Here is a 22,041-nt window from a genome sequence, read left to right on the forward strand (position 1 = left end):
ATTACATCTGTCCTTTAAAAAAAACCAAACTCAACAGATGAAAGACATTGCTATTCGCGCATTTTCAGGATTAATTTATGTACTATTACTAGTCTTTTCTTTGTATAATAAACATGCATTAATCATTCTATTTTTTGTTTTTGGCCTTATCTGTTTAGCCGAATTTAAAAAGCTTATTCAGTTTAAAGGTTTTATTTCTTATATTGTTTTTACCATTATCTATTTTATTTTTGGCTATTGGCAGTTAGTAATGAATTCTTCTGTAGGACTAGACGAAGCCACACAAATACTACAAGTAATTACCATTTTTGTTCTTTTATTATTAATTAAAGATTTGTTTTCAGAAAAAACAATCCCTCTTTTTAGCTCTAAAAGATTTATACTTACTACCTTTTATATTTCAAGTGCATTTGTATTTTTAATACTTATTGCTAATTACTTTACCGTATATAATCCGAACATACTATTAGGATGTTTCATCTTAGTTTGGGTTAATGATACTTTTGCTTACTTGGTTGGATCACGTTTTGGAAAACAAAAACTTTTCCCTAGTATTTCACCAAAAAAAACAGTAGAAGGCTTTCTTGGAGGTTTACTATTTGCATGTATATCTAGTTATTTTATTGCAGAATACACACACACATTAACTTTTACGTACTGGTTAATATTAAGTATAATAGTTAGTGTCTTTGGTACTTTAGGCGATTTAATAGAGTCTAAATTTAAGCGTCAAGCCAAAGTAAAAGATAGTGGTGTAATTATGCCAGGACATGGCGGATTGCTAGATAGGTTTGATAGTATTATATTTGCTGCTCCTTTTATTTATTTATTTTTAAGAATTTTACATTATGTTTCATAAAGAAGGTTATAAAATTATAACAATTACATTCATACTTGTACTTGTTTCCTGTTTGTTAATAGATAAGTTTGTTGGCTTCTATTGGCTTCAAATACTATTATTTACTGTAGCTGGCGTATTCTTATATTTAATACTTCAATTTTTTAGAAACCCTAAAAGAAATACAATCCACAATGACAACAACGTAGTTTCGCCTGTAGATGGTAAAGTGGTGGTTATTGAAGAGGTTTTTGAAAAAGAATTTTTCAATGAAAAAAGACTACAAGTAAGTGTATTTATGTCGCCTTTAAATGTGCACGTAACAAGATATCCTATTAACGGAAAAGTAATATTTAGCAAATACCATCCAGGAAAGTTTTTAGTAGCTTGGCATCCAAAGTCTAGTGAAGAAAACGAACGTACTACAGTCGTTGTAGAAAACACTTCTTATGGTAAAGTATTATACAGACAAGTTGCTGGAGCATTAGCAAAACGTATTGTAAATTATGCAAAAGAAGGAGATACTGCAATACAAGGTGGTGACTCTGGTTTTATTAAATTTGGTTCGAGAGTAGATTTATATTTACCTTTAGATACTAAAATTAAAGTTTCACTGAATCAAAAGGTTCGTGGTGGTGAAAGTATTATAGCAGAAAAATAATGACTTCTGAAGAATTAGAAATAACGTTTAGAGATGCTGTTGCAAGAATAAATGCGCATAAAGAGCCTTTTCCTGCAGACCTATTGTTACGTCTATACGCATACTATAAAAAATCTACTAATGACTACAGCAGACCTAGTAGCAAGAAGGAAATAATAAACGCATTTAAAACAAATGCTTTATTTCAAATTCAAAAGATTACCCAAGACGAAGCGAAACAAACCTACATAGACTTAGTAAATAACTACTTTTTATATAGAAAATGATATCTCTAGATTTCTTGTTAGAAATACCTGCATTAGTTGGCATTATTTTTATAATAACAGGAATTCTTATGCAGGTATTTCCACCAAAGAAAATCAATCCTCTTTATGGTTATAGAACGCGACGTTCTATGCAAAATCAGCAGAAATGGGATTTTTCTCAAAAATATTCTGCGAAACTATTAGCGGTTCTTGGCCTTGCTCTTGTTCTAATTTCCACTTTAAATATCTTCTTTACTATTCCAGATGATTTAGAGAAAATAATAAGCGCTATTTTAATAATTGGTTCTGTTATTTTCTTAGTTATTAAAACAGAAAGTAAGCTTAAAGATATATAAGCGTTTCTTTTACTTCTGAAAAATAAAACATTCCCCAGTATTTTTTTTTGATTAGATTCCTGCCTTCATAAGAAAGAAGTAGTATTTAAAATAAAAAGCGTTTTACAAAGTAGATTACTACTTTATAAAACGCTTGTTTTTTTAGATTAGATTTCTGCCTTCGCAGTAATTCACCTATTCTTCAATCACAAACTCCAAAGGAATTCCCGTTGCTCCATTAGGAAAACTAGTTCCTAAAAGCGCAGAAATAGTTGGTGCTATATCGGTAATATATGTTTTCTTAAAAGTGCTTCCGTGGTTAATTCCTTTTCCGTAGAATAAAAGAGGCACATGGGTATCATAGTTTAAACCAGAACCATGTGTAGATCCTGTTTTACTATAGGAGATAACTGCTGGGTCATTAACCACTAAAACGTCTCCAGAACGCTTTTGGTTAAATCCGTTTTGCAATAATTCTTCTATACCGCTAGTAAAGTCTGTAGTTCGCATCGTAGTTGCAGAATATACTTTATCTATTTTCTTGTAGGTAATAATTTCACCAACTAATGCTTCTTGTACTTCTTCTAAATCTAAACCTAGTAATGCAATACGCGATCTATTTAAAAATATTTGATTATTACTTCTGTTTTCTATCAAATCACTTGCTCCATATTTTTTAGATAAAAAACTGTTTAATTTGCCTCTAAAATCTTTAGAATCAAAATAACCTGCTGGAATATGGACACTTTGTAAATAAGAAGGCACATCTACTGCACCGTGATCTGAGGTTAAAAATAGTGTGTACTCCCCTTTTCCTACTTTAGCATCTAAAGCATTAATTAAACGCTCTAAATCTTTATCTAAACGCAAGTAGGTATCTTGAACTTCTTTAGAGTTTACACCAAAATTATGTCCGACATAATCTGTACTAGAAAAACTAACCGTTAAAACATCTGTAATTGCGTCTTGACCTAGTTGCTCTCCATCTAGTGCAGCTATTGCAAAATCTGCAGTTAAAGCGTTTCCGTAAGCGGTAGCCTTTAAAATATCGAATCCTCTATTGTCTTTGCTTAATGCTTTTAAATCATAAGGAAATGTTGCTGTTTCTTTTCCTTTAAAACCACCTTCAAAAGTATTTAAATCGGCACCACTTTCTGTATAAGTATTAATATCATATAATGTATTCCAAGGCTTTAAGTAAGACTCTGCAGCTTCCGAAGCATTAAAATTAGTAACCCATTTTGGCAAATCACTTCTATAAAAAGTACTTGTTATCCAATTTCCTTCATCTCTTCCGTGAAACCAATATGCTGCATTTGCGGTATGTCCTGCGGGTAAAATGGCACCTCTATCTTTCATAGAAATTCCAATCGTTTTTCCTCGCATTTGCGTAAACAATCTGTTTTCATCTGCAAAGGTTGTTGTTTTCATTCTACGCGGCGACATTTGCCCTGCTGTAGCTTCTGTACCAACAGAACTTTCAGTGTCATCTCCTGCACAATACACCATCTCTTTAATTTCCTTATCGTACCAATTATTAGCAATTATGCCATGATATTTTGGTGTAGTTCCCGTATAAACCGAAGTGTGTCCAGGTCCTGTGTATGTTGGGATATAATTATAATGATTGTTTTTACAATTAAAACCTTGATTTATTAATTTCTTAAAACCACCATCACCAAACTTACTGTAAAAACGCGTTAAATAATCGTAACGCATTTGATCTACAACAATACCAACCACTAGTTTTGGCCTAGAGTTTTCATCGGTTGCAGTTGCTGTTTTACTTTCTTGATTTACTTGTGCGGTGTACTCTGTTTGTGCTTTGCAACTAAAAAATAAGGCAAATACAAAAACGTATAATAAAGACTTCATAATAGTATGATTAGATTTATAGCATCAAAAATACAGATTTATAGCTTTTAAATTTTCCTTTTTCAATTAATTTATCGTTAAATACGTCATAGTTTTATACTTTAGCATTAACAAATTTATTTATGACATACCTTCATAATATAGGAGCTTATTTTTTAATGATTAAAGACATGTTTCGCAAACCAACAAAATGGTCTGTGATGAAAACATTAATCTTTAAAGATATAGATGACCTAATCATGGGTTCTCTTGGTATTGTAGCATTTATTTCCTTTTTTGTTGGTGGTGTTGTTACTATACAAACGGCATTAAACATTGACAATCCTTTAATACCAAAATATTTAGTTGGTTTTGCGACTAGGCAATCGATTATATTAGAATTCGCACCTACTTTTATTTCCATTATTATGGCAGGAAAAGTGGGTTCTTTTATTACTTCTAGTATAGGTACCATGCGAGTTACAGAACAAATTGATGCTTTAGAAGTTATGGGAATTAATGCCGTAAACTATTTAGTTTTCCCTAAGTTTATTGCACTTATGTTGTATCCTTTTGTGATTTCTATCGCAATGTTTTTAGGTATCGTTGGCGGAATGGCAGCATGCTTTTTTGGTGGTTATAGTTCTATAGATGATTATATTGTTGGTATTCAAACCGATTTTATACCCTTTCATATTGCTTATGCATTTATTAAAACCTTTGCTTTTGCTTTTCTTTTAGCAACCATACCTTCTTTTCATGGTTTTTATATGAAAGGTGGTGCATTAGAAGTTGGTAAAGCAAGTACCACTGCCTTTGTTTGGACCAGTGTGGTTATTATTCTTTTAAATTATATACTAACCCAAATGTTGTTAAGCTAATGATAGAAGTTAAAGATTTACATAAGTCGTTTGGAGATGCCCATATTTTAAAAGGAATTACTACCACTTTTGAAAATGGAAAAACCAGTTTAGTTATTGGGCAAAGTGGTTCTGGTAAAACGGTTTTTTTAAAATGTCTTTTAGGATTATTTGAAAAAGATGAAGGATCTATTTCGTATGATGGTAAAATATATTCAGAATTAAGCACAGATCAAAAACGAGATTTACGTAGCGAAATGGGAATGGTTTTTCAAGGTTCTGCTTTATTTGATTCTATGACGATTGCAGAAAATGTAATGTTTCCTTTACGCATGTTTACCAAGCAAAGTAAAAGCGAAATGGAAGATCGTGTCAATTTTGTTTTAAAACGTGTTAATCTTCCCGATGCGCATAATAAAATGCCAAGTGAAGCTTCTGGTGGAATGCAAAAACGTGTAGCTATTGCTAGAGCAATTGTAAACAATCCGAAGTATTTGTTTTGTGATGAACCAAATTCTGGATTAGATCCAAAAACAGCAATTGTTATTGACAACTTGATTCAAGAAATTACAGACGAATACGATATCACTACCATTATTAATACACATGACATGAATTCTGTAATGGAAATTGGTGAAAAAATTGTGTTTTTAAAAGATGGTTTAAAAGCTTGGGAAGGTTCTAAAGAAAACATTTTCATTACTGATAATGAAGTCGTAACGGACTTTGTATACTCGTCTGAACTTTTTAAGAAAGTACGTAAAATGTACTTAGAAGAGCATAAGAAATAGTTTTCAGTCTCCGTAAAATAAATCTATAGCAATTTCATTATAAAAATGGTTGGCTACTAAAAATCTCATCTTAGTAAGGCTGACAGATATACTATTCCAAATATCCAACCTAAATAAAATACTGTGTACGCTATAGAATAGCTTGCCGAAGCGCCAAGATCTCCTTTTGTTTGTTCGCCTTTAGAAAACACCAGTTTTAATGCTCTAAAGAACACCCAATATAGCATTGCTAAAATTATAAATATGGAAATCCAAAAGACAGCTTCTAACAAAATCAAAAGGATAAAAACCACTATTGTCATTCCAATCCATAATAGTATGGACATTATCAAACCAACAATCCCATCTCCAACTTCAATGCTTCGCAAGTCAGGAAACGTGCCTGACTGAGCAATAATATTGCCTGTTTTAAAGTTCTTGAATTTTGGAAAATTATCCGTTAATGCGATTCCTTTATAAAGTCCGTAAGTCATAAATAGAAACAGAAATATTCCTATGATTGCTAATGAAAAATACAAATTAGAAGTTACCGTTCTATTATAATTTTCTCCTGTAAAATAAACGGTTAGAATGGTAACAACGAGTACTAGTATTGAAACTATAAAAACGGATTTTCCTTTTAAATATGTCTGTTTCGCTTTCAATACGTTTCTTTAGTTCTAAGAAATTTTTTCTATAAATAATTACTTCTGCTGCACCACTAAAGTATCCAATTTCAACTTTAGTTTTAACCAGTTTTCCAGTTTTGTTTTATCTTTTATCCTGCTTTCAGGAGTTGTTAAAGAATCATTCCATTTTACGGTGAATACCGAAAGTGTATCCACTTTTAAAAAGTCAGAATTGATAACATTTGCATAAGAAAATTGTTCTACGGTTTCGTAGTTAATCTTCACTTCTTGGCTTAATTCCTCAAAAGGAATATAGTCATGTTCAAACTTAGATAATTGTCTAACCTTATCTTCTAAATACGTAATTTTTTGCTGTTGCGACATCATATCTAAAGAATCACGAGTACGCAATTCTTCCATATATTCCAGGTTATTTACAATTCTATTTTTCACTTGATTTACCTGTAACTTAACATCTTTTAAAGCATTGTAATTATTAAAACGTTGTTCTAAAACAGCAACGGTAGCTTCCGGAATTTCATCTGCACCAAAAGTGGTTAATTCAATAGTAGAAACATCGGTAGGGTTATAAATATAAGTCGCATTCTTTTTAATATAGTTTGCATTAGGTAATGCTTCTAACTCATGCGAGATAAAACGTTTTGCATCATTAGTAAAATTACTTTCACGTAATACATTTAAAAAAGTAAGTACTGCAGGAATCATTACTAAAATAGCCACAAACGAAGCCAATCTAGAAATACGTTTACGTTTTGCCGAATTCGCATATTTAAGCATAGGAAAACGAAGTACTTTAAGTACTAAAAACGTAGCTAAAGCAATAAATATGGTGTTTATAGTAAACAAATACATGGCACCTGTAGCAAATTGTATTCCTACAGAAAAATCATCATTCATTGCATATGCTAATCCGTAACCAACCGTACATAAAGGAGGCATTAATGCTGTGGCAATTGCTACACCAAAAATAACAGAGGCAATAGTTCCCTTTTTTGTTCTAGCAATAATTAAGGCAAGACCTCCAAAAAAGGCTATCAAAACATCCCTAATATCTGGTTTTGTTCTGGCTAATAATTCTGAAGACTGTTCTTGTAATGGAAAAAACTTAAAAAATAAAAATGCAGTAAGTACACTTAATAAAATCATGACACCAAAATTGATCAGTGATTTTTTTAAGGTGTCTATATCATTAATGGCTACTGAAAGTCCGATACCAAGAATTGGCCCCATTAATGGTGAAATTAACATGGCTCCAATTACAACTGCTGTAGAATTTGCATTTAAACCAACCGATGCCACAAAAATAGAGCAAATTAAAATCCAAGCTGTTGCACCTTTAAAGGGAATATCTAATTTTATGGCTTCAATAGTTGCATCTCTATCCGTGTCTTCTCTAAAGTCTAAAAGCTCACTAAAAAACTGTTTGATACTTTGCAATAAACCTTTTGCTCCATCTTGTACAGCCTTTTTAGATTGCTTTACAGCCTCATCTTTAGCGATGTTGTCTTTAGCTGCATTATCTTTAGCAGCCTTTTCCTTGGCTGTGTTTTCTTCTTCAGAAAAATTAAATTTATTTTCTTCGCTCATAATTAACCATAATTCTCACCAAAATTATCTTTCACCTTTTGGAGTACTTTTTTAATATCTTGTTCCTTTGCTTTCGGAAATATAAGCAAAACTTCGTCTTTATCTACAATTATATAATCCTGTAAACCATCTACTACCACAATTTTATCTTTTTTGGTACGTATCATATTTCCAGAAGCATCTTCGGTTAGCGTTCTAGCGTTTACAACGGCATTGTTGTTTTCGTCTTTATCTAATTTATCATACAAGCTTCCCCAAGTTCCTAGATCATTCCAATCAAAGGTTGCTGGTAATACGTATACATTTTCCGATTTTTCCATAATGGCATAATCCACCGAAATGTTTTCCGCTTTAGCGTAATTCTCTAGAATAAAATCGTCTTCAAAGTCGGTATTATAAACCTCATAACCTTGCTCGAACAGACTAAATAATTCTGGCTGATTGTTTTTAAAAGCATTTACCACACTATTTGCACTCCACATAAAAATCCCTGCATTCCATAAAAAATTACCTTGTGCAATAAACTCTTTAGCTGTTTTGTAATCTGGCTTTTCTCTAAATTGCTCTACCGTTTTAATGGCATCCTTGGTTTCTTTATCAAACTCAATATAACCAAATCCCGTATTCGGAAATGTAGGTTGAATACCAAGAGTCATTAGTGCATCATTTTCTGCACAAAAATCAAAAGCTTGTTGTACGTTTTGTGTGAATGCATTTTCATCTTCAATCCAGTGGTCACTTGGTGCAACAATCATAACTGCATCTTTATTTTCTTTCTGAATTTTTAAAGAAGCATACAAAATACATGGAGCTGTATTACGCATTGCTGGCTCTAAAACTACTTGACGTTTGGTTACTTGTGGCAATTGGGCAAACACCAAATCATTATAAATTTCATTAGTTAATATGAATATATTCTCTTGCGGAATTATTTTTGCTAAACGATGGAATGTTTTTTGAATAAGCGTTTCTCCAGTTCCTAACATATCGTGAAACTGTTTTGGAAATTCTTTGGTACTTATTGGCCAAAACCTTGATCCTACTCCTCCAGCCATTAATATGGCATAATTATTTTTATTCATATTACTAATTTAATAATTCTACTTCAGCATTGGGATTAAAAAGATACATTTTTCCGGATGCAACTTCTATGCACTCAATACGTTTAACTCGTTTTTGTCCTTTAGTAAACACTTTACCATTGTAAAGCTTAAAGGATTTACCCAAAGGTACTTGAAAAACGTAATGCTTATCATTTGGTTCGTCGAATTGCTTTAAAGCTAAGGCCAATTGCGTATCTGTATCGCTTGACGCTTTTGGGTTTTTAAAGTGGTTTGCTAATAAAGGCAATAATTGCATTGGAAACACTTCTGGGTTTAAAACAGGAAGCATTAAATGCTGAAACGTTTGCTTCCACTCTTTGCCATGTGGTTTTATAAATCTTCCGTAATTGGTAAAGGCTTCTAAATGTGCTATTTCGTGAATTAAAGTAATTAAAAATCGGTAGCTATTTAGATTCGCGTTAATAGTTATTTGGTGTTTGTTATTTGGAAGTCTTCTATAATCTCCATGTCTGGTTTTACGTTCTTTTTTTATTTTAACGACCAAATTATCCTGTTTTAATAAGTTTAAAACATAGGGTATCGCTTGCGCTGGAATGTGATTTTGAAGCGTGTTTTGCATGAAAGCAAAAATAGTTTATCTATTTGACTTAGTGAAGGAAATTAATTAACTTCATAGCATTGGTAATAAAAAATGTAGAAACAATTTTATACCAATGAAACATTAGCAATAATATAACTCACTAATATGAAAAAGACATTAACCATTTTATTTTTATTATTTATTTACCATACATCTGCTCAAGAATATAAGAAAGTTGAAATGTGTGATTTGAAATTTGAATCGAATATCGACTCCACAGAAATGACTGTTTCTAAAAACGGAAAATTATTATCTGGAATGTATAAAATATCGGGAGTTTTACCAAACCAATACAGCCTTACTGAATTTATAAACGGAAAAGCGGAAGGAAAATCTACAACCATTTATAATGAGACGACCATTAGAGAAAAATATTTTAAAAACGGACTTCCAAATGGTCTTTGGATAGAATATGAAGATTCAGGAAAAACAATAATGCGAAAAATTCCATATTCCAATGGCATTCTACACGGAATTGGGTTGTTTTATGATAAAGAGGTTTATTATTGGTTTGGAGAAAGAGTTCCGAAACTAGTATATGAAAAGAATAAAGCTGAAGAAAAAAACTAAAAACACAATTAACTCATAACCTTAATAAAAAGCTACTTGTTTTGATCTTCCACAAAGGCAGTTACACATTTGCGACTTCTTAATTTCTTTCAAGATTCCCTCGCAAGCTAATACATTAAAAGAAATAACCAAAAATCATAAGATTCTTGCCTACGCAGGAATTTTGTTACATTCTTTCTGGAACTTGCACTCCTAGTAAACCAAAGGCATTTTTAATAGTATTTGAAACCGTTTGTGCTAATTGTACTCTAAACACTTTTTCATTTGCTGTGTCTGCTCCAAGAATAGATACATTTTGGTAAAAAGAGTTAAATTCTTTTACCAAGTCATACGTATAATTTGCAACTAAAGCAGGGCTATGATTTGCTGCTGCGTTTTGTATTACTTCTGGAAAAAGCTGTAATTGTTTAATTAATTCTTTTTCTTTTTCGTGTAACGAAACTTCTTTTGCGCTCAATGTGACAGTAGCGTCTACATCTGCTTTACGTAAAATAGATTGTATTCTAGCGTAGGTATATTGTATAAAAGGACCTGTATTTCCTTGAAAGTCGATAGAACTTTTAGGATCAAACAAAATACGTTTTTTAGGGTCTACTTTTAATATATAATATTTTAATGCACCAAGTCCAATGGTTTTATAAAGTTCTTGCTTTTCTTCGGTAGAATAGCTTTCTAGTTTCCCAAGTTCTTGTGAAATTTCGCCAGCAGTATTCGCCATTTCTGTAATTAAATCATCGGCATCGACAACGGTACCTTCTCTACTTTTCATTTTTCCGGAAGGTAAATCTACCATTCCGTAACTTAAATGAAATAGGTTTTTAGCCCAATCGAATCCGAGTTTCTTCAGAATTAAAAACAATACTTGAAAGTGATAATCTTGTTCATTACCAACGGTATATACCATTCCTCCAACATCGGGATAATCTTTTACACGTTGTATTGCAGTACCAATATCTTGGGTCATATAAACTGCAGTACCATCACTACGCAATACAATTTTTTCGTCTAAACCATCTTCAGTCAAATCACACCAAACGGAACCATCTTCTTTCGCAAAGAAAACGCCTGTTTTTAAACCTTCGGCAACAAATTCTTTTCCTAATAAATAGGTTTTGCTTTCGTGGTATAAGGTATCAAAATCTACTCCTAAATTTTTATACGTAATATTGAATCCGTCATACACCCAATTGTTCATCTTAGTCCAAAGTGCCACTACGTCTTCATCTCCTGCTTCCCATTTAATCAGCATTTGTTGTGCTTCTAATAAAATTGGAGCATTCTTTTTAGCTTCGTCTTCGGTTTGTCCTTTAGCTATTAAATCTTGAATTTCCTTTTTATATTCTTGGTCAAATTTCACATAGTAATTACCAACTAATTTATCGCCTTTTAATCCTGTAGATTCTGGCGTTTCGTTATTTCCAAAACGTTGCCAAGCCAGCATAGATTTACAAATATGAATTCCTCTGTCATTAATAATCTGTGTTTTGTATACTTTTTTACCAGAAGCTTTAATAATTTCGGCAACACTATATCCTAACAAGTTATTACGTACATGTCCTAAATGCAAAGGTTTATTGGTATTAGGTGAAGAATATTCTACCATTACCGCTTTTTCATTTGCAGCAGGTTTTACAAAACCAAAAGTAGTATCGCTTTTAATAGTGTTGAAAAAATCGACATAATAGCCTTCATTAATTTCCACATTTAAAAAACCTTTAACCACATTAAAAGCTTTCACATCTTCTACATTTTCCACCAAGTAATTACCAATAGCTTCCCCTATTTGCATTGGGTTCCCTTTTATTGCGCGTAGCATAGGAAAAACCACAACCGTAATATCTCCTGCAAACTCTTTTCTGGTTGCTTGAAATTCTACTGTTTCTAAATCTACTTTATAAATAGAAGTAACTGCTTGTTTTATATGATTGGATAACGTGTTTTGAAGGCTCATTTTGCATTTCATTTTAAGGTTGCAAATATAGCATTTTATTGCCGGAAAAATTTAGCAAAACCATAAACTAAAACACAAAAAGCTATAAGATTTCGGTTTTTTAGAGTGAAAAACAGGCTCTTTTAGTCCTAGTTTTTAGTGTTTTGTCTGTAAAATTATTGTTCACCAAAATAAACGCTCACTTTATCTAATTTTTCTGCATTAAATCGCTTTAATTAGTTTATTAAATCTGTTTTATTGAGTTTTGTCCTTCAAGAAATTTTATCTTATCCCTAAAAAACTAGATATTTTTTTAATAACTATTAACTAATTATAATTTAACAAAGTGTTTTTGATTCCCTCAAAAAAGACTCTTAGTTAATACCTTACTATTGTAAATGTATTAAATGAGGAAACTGATTACTCTTTTATTTTGTTTTAGTGCACTTTTGGGCTTCTCACAATCCGAGGACCTCGACAATCTTACTATTCAACTAGCGTTTCAGAAACCGGATACTTCAAAGGTTATTACATCTTTACAAATAATTAAGTTATTATACCACACTAAAGATTACAACAAAGCATTACAATTTATTAGAGAAAGTGAAAAACTATCTAATGATTTAAACTATGATGCTGGTATTGCTGAAATCACCTATTACAAAGCACTTATTTTTGCAAAAAAAGAAGATTATATTAATGCTATTGACTACTACACAAAATCGAAAGATCTTTATATAGCATTAGCAGACACATTAGGTGTTGCTAAAATTAATAATAGTATTGGTTTAATTGAAATAGCAAGGGGTAACTATGATAAAGGTTTACAGTTTTCTCTTTCTGCAATTGATGTACTTGAAAAACGTGATTTAAAAGAGGAACTTTGTGATGCGTATAGAAATTTAGCTACCGCTTACCACAAAATGGAAGCTTATGATCAAGCAATTACGTTTTACAAAAAAACACTTGATTTAGAAGAATCCCTTGGTAAGGAAGAAGAAATTATACAAACCAATAAGAATCTAGGAGATTTATATTACAACAAAAAAGAATTTAAAAAAGCGCTTTACTATTTTAATAGTGTACTAACAAGTATAGATACAAGTGATACTGTATTAAGAGGTGATGTTTTAACCAAAATAGGAAGTTCCTATTTATCGCTTAATAATTTAGATCAAGCTAAAGAATATATTACACAAGGTTTACGATTAAATAGAAGACTCAACAATGATAAAGGTACTTTAATAGGTCTTAATACCGCTGGAGAGTTATATTTAAGAGAAAAGAAACCAATCGTTGCAGAACGCTTACTTTATGAAGCAACTACTTTAGGAAGAGCTTTAGAAGACAATGAACAGCTAATAATAAATTATGGATTAAGAGCGAAACTTGACTCTGTTGAAAGTAATTTTAAACTAGCTTATATTTGGCAGAAAAGATATTTTGAGCTTAAAAATGATGTAGAAAAACAAAAGCAGCAAGCATCTACTAAAAAATTAGAAAAAGAAGCTATTGTAGTTCCTGTGGAAATAAAAGATTTAAACAGCAACAATAATGCAGTAAATCAAGCATTAATTGATCAACACCAAGAAGAAAAGAAAGCGAATAAGGAAGAAATAAAAAGGTTAAATATTATTTTTTATTCCATGCTACTTGCTCTATTAGTAGTATCTACTTTTTTAATTTTAATCTACTTAAAAAGAAACAATAGGATTAAATACACCAAGGATTTAGAAGATAAAAACAAGCAAATTAACATCCAAAACATTGCAATTTTAGATCAGACAAAAAATCTAGAAGACATTAATAAAGTAAAGGATAAGCTTTTTTCTATAGTATCTCATGATTTAAAAGACTCCCTTACTTCTATTAAAGGTTTTATCGATTTATTAAAAGATGGTTCCTTAAGTAAAGAGGAGTTTAATCATTTAATACCAGAACTGAGTGAGAATGCCAATAATGCATCTTTGCTTTTATTCAATCTATTAAATTGGTCTAATCGCAAATGCAATCTTTAGAATCTAAACCAAGCTTGTTTGATGTACAAGAGGTGTTTTTAGATAAATTAAAGCTCATTGAACAAAAAACGGAAAAGAAAAACATTACTATAGAAGATAATTCTTTACGTGATTTTGTTTATGCAGACAGAAGTATGGTAGAAATTATTGTACAAAACCTACTTACTAATGCTGTCAAGTTTTGTAAATCTGGTGACACCATAACCATACAAAACCATATTAGTAATGGACAGTGTTTAATTAGTATTGGCGATACAGGAGTTGGTATTTCTAAAGAAAATCAAGACCAGTTATTTAAAAACAATTCTTTTACTACCATAGGTACTAAAAATGAAAAAGGTACTGGTTTAGGTTTAACAATCTGTAAAGAGTTAGTAGAACTTAATCATGGTAAAATCTGGGTAGAAAGCACAGAAGAGGTTGGCAGTACTTTTTATGTAGAACTACCAAAGACAAATCCTACGGGAGGCGTTTAATTTTTAGGTAAAAATACTTCTGCCATCATACAACGTGCGCTTCCGCCACCACAAGATTCAATAGTATCTAAACTACTACTAACAATTTCGCAATGTTTTGTAATTGTCTTAATTTGTGCAGGAGTTAAACAATCATGAGCTGCTTGACTCATAATTAAAAAGCGTTGATCGTCTGTCCCTTTTACTTGTAACATATTACCAGCAAAATTACTGACTTGCTCTTCGGTTATTGAGATTACCTCTTTACCACTCTGTTGCAAGTGTTTAACAACGTTTTTACGCTCTTTTTTATCATCTATAGTATCTAAACATATCACAGCAAAAGTTTCTGCTAGACACATCATTACATTGGTATGATAAATAGCTTCGCGCTTACCATTAACGGTTTGGTTTGCCGAAAAGACTACTGGAGTATATTCAAAATCTTCGCAAAACTCTATAAACAAAGCTTCGTCTGCACGAGCAGATAAAGCACAATATGCAATACTATTTACACGATCTAAAAGTAAGCTTCCTGTTCCTTCTAGAAAAACGCCTTCGTCTTCAGCACTTGTATAATCAACAATGTTTTCAATTATAAAACCTTGTTTTTCTAATTCCTCCAAAACGTCTTCTCGTCTTTCGTTTCTTCTGTTTTCGGCAAACATTGGGTATATGCCAACGGTTCCGTTTTCATGAAAAGAAATCCAATTGTTTGGAAAAATAGAATCTGGAGTATCAAATTCTTCCGTATCACTAACAACTACAACATGAACACCAATACTACGTAACTTTTCTACATACGCATCAAACTCTCTTTGCGCTTTTACATTCTCGGTTTCTGGCAATACATTATCTGCTTCTTTTTGGTAGAAATTATTAACTGCAGTTTGCTCATTCCTCCTAAAATTAATAGGACGAATCATCAATATAGTATTTGTTGTTTGTTGCATGATCTTACTTTTTAGTAGAGCAAAGCTAAACTAATTAATTCTAATTTTCATCTATAAATAGCATCCAAATAAAAATTGTCGTAGTCTATTTTTCGGACTTCCATCCTCATGCTTTGATTGCAAATACGTTACTTTCGATATGTATCTTAAAACAAATAAAATGAAAATACTTTATCTCATTAAGAAGGATACAGAAACTTATTTTTAAACTTTCGTTTATAGTTAATCTCTTATTAATGGCATGGTACTACAACGTAGCAAGCCTTCTTGTTTTGCAATTTCGGCATAAGGTACTTCTTCTACAGTAATTCCGTTTTCACGTAACCAAGTGTTTAATCTTGTGAAGTTCTTTTCAGAAATTACTACTTCTTCCGAAATAGAGAATACGTTACTATTCATATTAAACATTTCTTCTTTAGTAATAATGAAGCAATTTTCTTTTCCGAAGTAATTCAACAACCATTCATACTCTTCCTCTTCCAAAAAACCTTCTTTATGTAAGATAGCTTTATTGGTTCCTATTGGTTGAAAACAGCAATCTAAATGCAATGCATTATCTCTTGGATTGGTTTGCGATTTTCTAAGATTAAAGGACTTTACTTTTTTATGCGGAAAGGTTTTTTCTAGAAAAGCAACACCTTGTATGTTGGTTCTAGCAACGATATAATCTGCATAATCTTCTTCTCTATAGGTACCAACAAAAATATAATCGTTCCAAAGCATCACGTCTCCTCCTTCAATATGTACTTCTTCTGGCGGACGAATAACTTTAGCCGGATCCACTTTATCAACAATATATTGTATCGCGTCTAACTCCTCTTCTCTATCTGGTAAAATATTCGCTTTTACAAAAACATCATCTATTACGAACGCGATGTCTCTTGCAAAAATTTGATTACAATTTTCAATTAATTCGGGTCTATAAACCGTTACATCATATTTTTTAAAAACGTTAGCTACTGCTTCCATTTCTTTAACCATATCTGCTTCCACAGGATAGGTTCCTGCTTTTATATGTAGTGCAGATTTAGGGTCATAAGCTTCGGACAAACTTGGTGTTGGACCATTACTTATTGCAGTACCAAGAACAACAGCTCTTAGTCTAGATGTTTCGTTTTTTACGTTTAGTTTTAGCATAATGTAAATATATAAAAAAGCTTCATAATTTCTTATGAAGCTTTTTTTGGATTAAAAATATTTAATCTTATCTGTTTTTTATGTCTTTAAAAGCTCTTTGCGTTTCTCCAATATAAATTTGTCTTGGTCTACCAATTGGCTCTTTACGTAAACGCATTTCGCGCCATTGTGCAATCCAACCTGGTAATCTACCAAGTGCAAACATTACGGTAAACATATCTGTTGGTATTCCCATACCTCTATAAATAATTCCAGAATAGAAATCTACATTTGGATATAATTTTCTATCTACAAAGTATTTATCTTCTAAAGCTTCTTTTTCTAAACCTTTAGCGATATCTAAAATTGGATCTTCTACTCCAAGGTCACCTAAAACTTCATCCGCAGCAACTTTAATAATTTTTGCTCTTGGATCAAAGTTCTTATATACTCTATGTCCGAAGCCCATTAAACGGAAAGGATCATTCTTATCCTTCGCTTTCGCCATGTATTTTTTAGTATCTCCACCATCTTCTTCAATACCACTTAACATTTCTAAAACCGCTTGGTTTGCGCCACCATGAAGTGGTCCCCAAAGTGCAGAAATACCAGAAGAAATAGATGCAAATAAACCGGTATGTGCAGAACCAACTATACGTACTGTAGACGTAGAACAGTTTTGTTCATGATCTGCATGTAATATTAATAACTTATCTAAAGCATTAACTAAAATTGGACTTTGTACATATTCTTCGTTTGGTTTTTTAAACATCATTTTTAAGATGTTCTCTACATAACCTAAAGAGTTATCTCCATAATCTAATGGCAACCCTTGTTTTTTACGCATTGTCCAAGCTACTAATACTGGAAACTTACCTAATATTCTTACAACACTTTTATACATCTCTTCTTCAGAATCTACATTCACAGAAGAAGGATTAAATGCTGTTAATGCACTTGTTAAAGAAGACAAAACTCCCATTGGGTGTGCTGACTTAGGAAAAGCGTCTAAAATTTTCTTTATATCATCATCAACAACAGATTGTTCTTTAATGTCTTTTTGAAATTTTTCTAACTCTTCTTTATTTGGTAATTCACCAAAAATCAATAAAAACGCTACTTCTAGAAAATCAGCTTTTTCAGCTAACTCTTCAATAGAATAACCTCTGTATCTTAAAATACCTTCTTCACCATTTAAGAACGTGATGGCACTTTCACAAGAACCTGTATTTTTAAAACCAGGATCTATAGTTGTTACTCCTCCAGTTACTCCTCTTAGCGTTTTAATATCTATAGCAACTTCGTTCTCTGTTCCTTTTATTAAAGGAAACTCGTATTTTTTTCCATCAATTTCTAATGTAGCTGTTTTTGACATATTTAATTTTGAATATTATTTGTTTTGCGGAATGCTAAATTACGAAAAACCACTCAATTTTTAAAGCGAATTAACAAAGCTTTTAACAATATTAATATTGAAAAAATTGATAGCATAAAAAAAGTGCTTATTTTATACAAATAAGCACTTCATTCTAATACGATAAATAGTATTATTTTACTTTAAAAGCTTTTAATCCTGGATAGTAAGCAACAGTCCCTAATTCTTCTTCTATACGAAGTAATTGGTTGTATTTTGCCATTCTATCACTACGAGAAGCAGATCCTGTTTTAATTTGACCACAGTTTAAAGCTACCGCTAAATCTGCAATAGTATTATCTTCAGTTTCACCAGATCTGTGTGACATTACAGAAGTATATCCTGCATTGTGTGCCATGTTTACAGCAGCAATAGTTTCGGTTAAAGTACCAATTTGGTTTACTTTAATTAAAATAGAATTTGCTGTATCGCTTTCAATTCCGCGAGATAAACGTTCTACGTTTGTAACAAATAAATCGTCACCAACTAACTGTACTTTATCCCCTATTTTTTCTGTTAAGTATTTCCAACCTTCCCAATCGTTTTCATCCATTCCATCTTCAATAGAAATAATTGGGTATTTCGCTGCTAATTCTGCTAAGTAATCTGCTTGCTCTTTACTTGTTCTTACTTTTCCTTTGTCTCCTTCAAATTTTGTGTAATCGTATTTTCCGTCAACAAAAAATTCCGCAGCAGCGCAATCTAAAGCAATCATTACATCATCCCCTAATTTATATCCAGCGTTGTCTACTGCTTTCGCTATAGTTTCTAAAGCATCTTCTGTTCCTCCTTCTAAGTTTGGTGCAAAACCACCTTCATCACCTACAGCGGTACTTAAACCTCTATCGTGTAATACTTTCTTTAGGTTGTGAAAAATCTCAGTCCCCATTTGCATTGCATGTGAAAAGTTTTTAGCTTTTACAGGCATTACCATAAATTCTTGAAATGCAATTGGTGCATCACTATGTGAACCTCCATTAATAATATTCATCATTGGAACAGGAAGCGTATTTGCTGAAACTCCACCAACATATCTGTATAAAGGCAAAGCTAACTCATTTGCGGCAGCTTTTGCAGCAGCTAGAGAAACTCCAAGAATTGCATTTGCTCCTAATTTGGATTTGTTTGGCGTGCCATCTAAATCAATCATAATTTGATCAATCTCATTTTGATCAAAAACAGAAACACCTAATAACTCTTCTGCAATTATAGTATTCACATTCTTTACGGCTTTGGTAACTCCTTTACCCATAAATGCTTTTCCTCCATCACGTAACTCTACAGCTTCGTGTTCTCCTGTTGAAGCTCCAGATGGTACTGCAGCTCTTCCCATAAATCCGTTTTCGGTAATAACATCAACTTCTACTGTTGGGTTTCCTCTTGAATCAAAAATTTGTCTTGCGTGAATATTTATTATAATGCTCATAAAATATGTTTTTGTTCTTCAAATTTACCTTTTAATTCTCTTTTATAGTATAAGTTAATTAAAGAATTGTTTAAAATTGTTTCGATAACGTTTTAGTAAAACAAAAAAGACAACAAATTTCTATTTCCGTTGTCTTTTATGTATTATTTAGTTTTAATATTTTTAATAAATTCATCAAATAAATAAGATGAATCATGCGGTCCAGGACTTGCTTCTGGATGATATTGTACAGAAAAACAGTTTTTGTTTTTCATTTTAATTCCTGCTACCGTATCATCATTTAAATGCACATGAGTTATTTCAAGATCTGGATGTGCTTCTGTTTCTTCTCTATTCACGGCAAATCCATGATTTTGAGAAGTAATTTCACCTTTTCCTGTAATTAAGTTCTTCACCGGATGGTTAATTCCTCTGTGTCCGTTATGCATTTTATAGGTAGATATTCCATTTGCCAATGCAATTACTTGGTGCCCTAAACAAATACCGAATAGTGGTAAATCTCTTTTGATTATTTCTTTGGCCACTTGTTGTGCTTCTACTAAAGGTTCTGGATCACCTGGTCCGTTAGATAAGAAATAGCCATCTGGATTCCATGCTTCTAATTCTTCGAACTTTGCATTATATGGAAATACTTTGATGTAAGCATCTCTTTTTGCCAAATTACGAAGGATGTTCTTTTTAATTCCTATATCTAAAGCAGCAATTTTTAAGGAAGCATTTTCATCGCCATAGAAATAAGGCTCTTTAGTTGAAACTTTTGAAGCTAACTCTAAACCTTGCATGTTTGGAATTTCTGCAAGTTGCTTTTTAAGTGACTCTACATTATCTACATCTGTAGATATTACAGCGTTCATAGCTCCATTATCTCTTATATAGCTTACAAGTGCTCTTGTGTCTATATCTGAAATGGCTAAAAGGTTGTTTTGTTCTAAAAAGCTTTCTAAGGAAGCATCTGCAGCATCACGGGAATAATCATAGCTAAAATTCTTACAAATAAGTCCGGAAATTTTTATACCATCCGATTCTACTTCATCTACTTTAGTACCATAGTTACCAATATGTGCATTGGTTGTTACCATGAGTTGCCCAAAGTAAGAAGGGTCTGTAAAAATTTCTTGATAGCCTGTCATTCCAGTATTGAAGCATACTTCGCCAAAGGCAGTACCTTCTTTATTAGCAACTGCTTTACCATGAAAAATGGTTCCATCTGCTAATAGAATAAGCGCTTTTCTAAGAGATTGGTATTTCATTGTGTAGTTTTTGTAGTGTTGTTTGGTTTGCAAAATTGCATAAAAAAAAGGATAAACTAAAATAGTTTATCCTTTATATTATTAATGCTTATTAACATTTACTATAATGTATTGTAGTAGTTAAATACTTTAACTAAATCATTTTCATCTTTTACATTAAGATTATTTCCTTTTATATAGTCGCTAACTTCAGAACTCTTATTAGGGAATAGTGTCACAACACTCTTTTTCTTAGGTTTAAATGCAGTAACTATATTGTCTTGGGCTTTAAAATAATTTCCATCTTTAAGATACTTCGCATTCGTTTCAATCTGCTGTGTAAGTGGATTAACGGTTGCATCTTTAATTCTTACAGAAGAATATTTAAGAATTTTAACCTTATCTGCTACTGCTAGCTCTTCCATAAAACAAGTTTTATTTGTTTTAGGATTCTTATATTTTACAAAATTGTCATTAAAGATTTTTACACTAGCAATATTTTTAGAATCAAAAATAAAAACCTTTTCAGTTTTAGTGGTTTCATCTTTAATTTGTGCTTCAAATTGATTTGTTTTTAAATTTAAATTTAAATTTTTAACACGAAACACTTCTCCTGTTAATGAATGCATTTCTCCTACCGTATTCCAATTATCATATAGATATTTGTTACCATCAATATCTACTTGTTTATTTGGGTTATTTACATATCTACCTAATCCGTTATGTATATCACTAAGAACATCAGCAGAAGTAGTATTAGTTATGTTTTGTGCAGAAACTATTGTAGCACATAAAATGGACAATAAAAATAGAATATGTTTTTTCATTTTAACTTGTTTTGATTAATATAGAATGTAAATATAACGAAAAAAGGCAAACTTAAATAAGTTTGCCTTTTTTTAACATGTTAAATATGTTGTCTATTCTTCTTCTTCGCTTGTTGCTTTAGTATCTACAGCAGGAGCAACAGTTTTGTTTCCACCTCTTCTACTTCTACGTGTAGTTTTCTTAGCTTTTTTATCAGCATTATAGATTTCATTGTAATCTACAAGTTCAATCATTGCCATATCAGCGTTATCACCAAGTCTGTTTCCAAGTTTGATAATACGAGTATAACCTCCAGGACGATCACCAACTTTAGTAGCTACTTCTCTAAAAAGTTCTGTAACTGCTTCTTTTTGTCTTAATCTAGACATAACAATACGTCTGTTATGTGTAGTATCTTCCTTAGATTTTGTAATCATTGGCTCAACAAAACCTTTTAATGCTTTAGCTTTAGCAACAGTTGTGTTAATACGTTTGTGTTCTATTAAAGAACAAGCCATATTAGCTAACATTGCTTTTCTGTGAGCAGTTTGTCTACCTAAGTGATTTACTTTTTTTCCGTGTCTCATGACATTTTTGTTTTAGCTTCATCTTGCTCTAC

The 22,041-nt window shown here is 31.7% G+C and carries 22 protein-coding genes; 9 read left to right on the top strand and 13 right to left on the bottom strand.

Annotated elements, in window-relative coordinates; translation table 11 throughout:
• The first annotated feature begins 37 nt into the window (after positions 1-37).
• Genes AMD28_RS03810 through AMD28_RS03825 form a run of 4 tightly spaced genes read left to right on the top strand, consistent with a single transcriptional unit; the run spans position 38 to position 2,100 of the window.
• Positions 38-859 carry a phosphatidate cytidylyltransferase gene (locus AMD28_RS03810; protein WP_055442842.1) on the top strand — a complete coding sequence of 274 codons (822 nt, stop codon included), beginning with the start codon at positions 38-40 and terminating at the stop codon, positions 857-859.
• The gene (locus tag AMD28_RS03815) at positions 849-1,499 is read left to right on the top strand and encodes a phosphatidylserine decarboxylase family protein (RefSeq protein WP_055442843.1); all 651 of its coding nucleotides are present in this window, start codon (positions 849-851) and stop codon (positions 1,497-1,499) included. The genes AMD28_RS03810 and AMD28_RS03815 overlap by 11 nt, the downstream gene beginning before the upstream one ends.
• Positions 1,499-1,765: an acyl-CoA-binding protein gene (locus AMD28_RS03820; protein WP_055442844.1), complete on the top strand. Its 267-nt coding sequence runs from the start codon at positions 1,499-1,501 to the stop codon at positions 1,763-1,765. Before AMD28_RS03815 ends, AMD28_RS03820 begins: the two co-directional genes overlap by 1 nt.
• A complete protein-coding gene (locus AMD28_RS03825; protein WP_055442845.1) occupies positions 1,762-2,100 on the top strand; it encodes an SdpI family protein in 339 nt (112 codons plus the stop codon). The genes AMD28_RS03820 and AMD28_RS03825 overlap by 4 nt, the downstream gene beginning before the upstream one ends.
• A gap of 174 nt (positions 2,101-2,274) precedes the next feature.
• Here the strand turns inward: AMD28_RS03825 and pafA are convergent, their stop codons facing one another.
• Positions 2,275-3,954: an alkaline phosphatase PafA gene (gene pafA, locus AMD28_RS03830; protein ID WP_055442846.1), complete on the bottom strand. Its 1,680-nt coding sequence runs from the start codon at positions 3,952-3,954 to the stop codon at positions 2,275-2,277.
• A 122-nt stretch (positions 3,955-4,076) separates the two neighbouring features.
• Here pafA and AMD28_RS03835 point away from each other — a divergent pair, with 122 nt between their 5' ends.
• Both AMD28_RS03835 and AMD28_RS03840 read left to right on the top strand, forming a co-directional pair.
• Positions 4,077-4,814 carry an MlaE family ABC transporter permease gene (locus AMD28_RS03835; protein ID WP_055442847.1) on the top strand — a complete coding sequence of 246 codons (738 nt, stop codon included), beginning with the start codon at positions 4,077-4,079 and terminating at the stop codon, positions 4,812-4,814.
• Positions 4,814-5,584 (top strand): ABC transporter ATP-binding protein, encoded by a 771-nt coding sequence (locus AMD28_RS03840; protein ID WP_055442848.1) that lies wholly within the window; start codon positions 4,814-4,816, stop codon positions 5,582-5,584. The genes AMD28_RS03835 and AMD28_RS03840 overlap by 1 nt, the downstream gene beginning before the upstream one ends.
• Before the next feature lie 65 nt (positions 5,585-5,649).
• Here AMD28_RS03840 and AMD28_RS03845 read toward each other — a convergent pair whose 3' ends face one another.
• From AMD28_RS03845 to AMD28_RS03860, 4 genes are read right to left on the bottom strand one after another with little or no spacing between them, the layout of a single operon-like run.
• On the bottom strand, positions 5,650-6,228 hold the full coding sequence (locus tag AMD28_RS03845) for a hypothetical protein (protein WP_055442849.1): 579 nt from the start codon (positions 6,226-6,228) through the stop codon (positions 5,650-5,652).
• A gap of 39 nt (positions 6,229-6,267) precedes the next feature.
• A complete protein-coding gene (locus AMD28_RS03850) occupies positions 6,268-7,800 on the bottom strand; it encodes a DUF389 domain-containing protein (RefSeq protein WP_055442850.1) in 1,533 nt (510 codons plus the stop codon).
• Positions 7,801-7,802: 2 nt separating this feature from the next.
• Positions 7,803-8,882, bottom strand: coding sequence for a mannose-1-phosphate guanylyltransferase (locus AMD28_RS03855; RefSeq protein ID WP_055442851.1), 1,080 nt, complete (start codon positions 8,880-8,882; stop codon positions 7,803-7,805).
• Positions 8,883-8,886: 4 nt separating this feature from the next.
• The gene (locus AMD28_RS03860) at positions 8,887-9,483 is read right to left on the bottom strand and encodes a SprT-like domain-containing protein (RefSeq protein WP_055442852.1); all 597 of its coding nucleotides are present in this window, start codon (positions 9,481-9,483) and stop codon (positions 8,887-8,889) included.
• A 126-nt stretch (positions 9,484-9,609) separates the two neighbouring features.
• Here AMD28_RS03860 and AMD28_RS03865 point away from each other — a divergent pair, with 126 nt between their 5' ends.
• The gene (locus AMD28_RS03865) at positions 9,610-10,074 is read left to right on the top strand and encodes a toxin-antitoxin system YwqK family antitoxin (RefSeq protein ID WP_055442853.1); all 465 of its coding nucleotides are present in this window, start codon (positions 9,610-9,612) and stop codon (positions 10,072-10,074) included.
• Positions 10,075-10,240: 166 nt separating this feature from the next.
• On the opposite strand, the gene argS is transcribed toward AMD28_RS03865, so the two are convergent.
• The gene (argS, locus tag AMD28_RS03870) at positions 10,241-12,025 is read right to left on the bottom strand and encodes an arginine--tRNA ligase (RefSeq protein WP_055442854.1); all 1,785 of its coding nucleotides are present in this window, start codon (positions 12,023-12,025) and stop codon (positions 10,241-10,243) included.
• Positions 12,026-12,411: 386 nt separating this feature from the next.
• Here argS and AMD28_RS03875 point away from each other — a divergent pair, with 386 nt between their 5' ends.
• Together AMD28_RS03875 and AMD28_RS18840 are read left to right on the top strand one after the other, a co-directional pair.
• Entirely contained in the window at positions 12,412-14,022 is a 1,611-nt protein-coding gene (locus AMD28_RS03875) for a tetratricopeptide repeat protein (protein WP_241492434.1), read from the top strand.
• Complete coding sequence (locus tag AMD28_RS18840) at positions 14,010-14,498, top strand: sensor histidine kinase (protein ID WP_241492435.1); 489 nt, start codon at positions 14,010-14,012, stop codon at positions 14,496-14,498. The genes AMD28_RS03875 and AMD28_RS18840 overlap by 13 nt, the downstream gene beginning before the upstream one ends.
• On the opposite strand, the gene ctlX is transcribed toward AMD28_RS18840, so the two are convergent.
• The 7 genes from ctlX to rplQ form a co-directional block, all read right to left on the bottom strand.
• Positions 14,495-15,430 (bottom strand): citrulline utilization hydrolase CtlX, encoded by a 936-nt coding sequence (gene ctlX / locus AMD28_RS03880; RefSeq protein ID WP_055442855.1) that lies wholly within the window; start codon positions 15,428-15,430, stop codon positions 14,495-14,497. The genes AMD28_RS18840 and ctlX overlap by 4 nt on opposite strands.
• A gap of 222 nt (positions 15,431-15,652) precedes the next feature.
• Positions 15,653-16,567: a dimethylarginine dimethylaminohydrolase family protein gene (locus AMD28_RS03885; protein WP_055442856.1), complete on the bottom strand. Its 915-nt coding sequence runs from the start codon at positions 16,565-16,567 to the stop codon at positions 15,653-15,655.
• Positions 16,568-16,634: 67 nt separating this feature from the next.
• Positions 16,635-17,921, bottom strand: a complete 1,287-nt coding sequence (locus tag AMD28_RS03890) for a citrate synthase (RefSeq protein ID WP_055442857.1) — start codon at positions 17,919-17,921, stop codon at positions 16,635-16,637.
• 172 nt (positions 17,922-18,093) lie between these two features.
• Positions 18,094-19,386 carry a phosphopyruvate hydratase gene (gene eno / locus AMD28_RS03895; protein WP_055442858.1) on the bottom strand — a complete coding sequence of 431 codons (1,293 nt, stop codon included), beginning with the start codon at positions 19,384-19,386 and terminating at the stop codon, positions 18,094-18,096.
• Positions 19,387-19,529: 143 nt separating this feature from the next.
• Entirely contained in the window at positions 19,530-20,636 is a 1,107-nt protein-coding gene (gene carA, locus AMD28_RS03900; protein WP_055442859.1) for a glutamine-hydrolyzing carbamoyl-phosphate synthase small subunit, read from the bottom strand.
• A gap of 101 nt (positions 20,637-20,737) precedes the next feature.
• Positions 20,738-21,442, bottom strand: a complete 705-nt coding sequence (locus AMD28_RS03905; RefSeq protein WP_055442860.1) for a hypothetical protein — start codon at positions 21,440-21,442, stop codon at positions 20,738-20,740.
• A 93-nt stretch (positions 21,443-21,535) separates the two neighbouring features.
• Entirely contained in the window at positions 21,536-22,009 is a 474-nt protein-coding gene (gene rplQ, locus AMD28_RS03910) for a 50S ribosomal protein L17 (protein ID WP_055442861.1), read from the bottom strand.
• Between the last annotated feature and the right edge of the window lie 32 nt (positions 22,010-22,041).

Source organism: Lacinutrix himadriensis (assembly GCF_001418105.1).
GTDB lineage: Bacteria > Bacteroidota > Bacteroidia > Flavobacteriales > Flavobacteriaceae > Oceanihabitans > Oceanihabitans himadriense.

Coding starts and splice junctions, on each gene's coding strand:
- AMD28_RS03885 (WP_055442856.1), bottom strand. CDS start 16,567: ATGCTAAAACTAAACGTAAAAAACGAAACATCTAGACTAAGAGCTGTT.
- AMD28_RS03840 (WP_055442848.1), top strand. CDS start 4,814: ATGATAGAAGTTAAAGATTTACATAAGTCGTTTGGAGATGCCCATATT.
- ctlX (WP_055442855.1), bottom strand. CDS start 15,430: ATGCAACAAACAACAAATACTATATTGATGATTCGTCCTATTAATTTT.
- AMD28_RS03835 (WP_055442847.1), top strand. CDS start 4,077: ATGACATACCTTCATAATATAGGAGCTTATTTTTTAATGATTAAAGAC.
- AMD28_RS03855 (WP_055442851.1), bottom strand. CDS start 8,882: ATGAATAAAAATAATTATGCCATATTAATGGCTGGAGGAGTAGGATCA.
- AMD28_RS03825 (WP_055442845.1), top strand. CDS start 1,762: ATGATATCTCTAGATTTCTTGTTAGAAATACCTGCATTAGTTGGCATT.
- argS (WP_055442854.1), bottom strand. CDS start 12,025: ATGAGCCTTCAAAACACGTTATCCAATCATATAAAACAAGCAGTTACT.
- rplQ (WP_055442861.1), bottom strand. CDS start 22,009: ATGAGACACGGAAAAAAAGTAAATCACTTAGGTAGACAAACTGCTCAC.
- AMD28_RS03860 (WP_055442852.1), bottom strand. CDS start 9,483: ATGCAAAACACGCTTCAAAATCACATTCCAGCGCAAGCGATACCCTAT.
- AMD28_RS03890 (WP_055442857.1), bottom strand. CDS start 17,921: ATGTCAAAAACAGCTACATTAGAAATTGATGGAAAAAAATACGAGTTT.
- AMD28_RS03815 (WP_055442843.1), top strand. CDS start 849: ATGTTTCATAAAGAAGGTTATAAAATTATAACAATTACATTCATACTT.
- AMD28_RS03820 (WP_055442844.1), top strand. CDS start 1,499: ATGACTTCTGAAGAATTAGAAATAACGTTTAGAGATGCTGTTGCAAGA.
- pafA (WP_055442846.1), bottom strand. CDS start 3,954: ATGAAGTCTTTATTATACGTTTTTGTATTTGCCTTATTTTTTAGTTGC.
- AMD28_RS03875 (WP_241492434.1), top strand. CDS start 12,412: ATGAGGAAACTGATTACTCTTTTATTTTGTTTTAGTGCACTTTTGGGC.
- AMD28_RS03850 (WP_055442850.1), bottom strand. CDS start 7,800: ATGAGCGAAGAAAATAAATTTAATTTTTCTGAAGAAGAAAACACAGCC.
- AMD28_RS18840 (WP_241492435.1), top strand. CDS start 14,010: ATGCAATCTTTAGAATCTAAACCAAGCTTGTTTGATGTACAAGAGGTG.
- carA (WP_055442859.1), bottom strand. CDS start 20,636: ATGAAATACCAATCTCTTAGAAAAGCGCTTATTCTATTAGCAGATGGA.
- AMD28_RS03865 (WP_055442853.1), top strand. CDS start 9,610: ATGAAAAAGACATTAACCATTTTATTTTTATTATTTATTTACCATACA.
- AMD28_RS03810 (WP_055442842.1), top strand. CDS start 38: ATGAAAGACATTGCTATTCGCGCATTTTCAGGATTAATTTATGTACTA.
- eno (WP_055442858.1), bottom strand. CDS start 19,386: ATGAGCATTATAATAAATATTCACGCAAGACAAATTTTTGATTCAAGA.
- AMD28_RS03905 (WP_055442860.1), bottom strand. CDS start 21,442: ATGAAAAAACATATTCTATTTTTATTGTCCATTTTATGTGCTACAATA.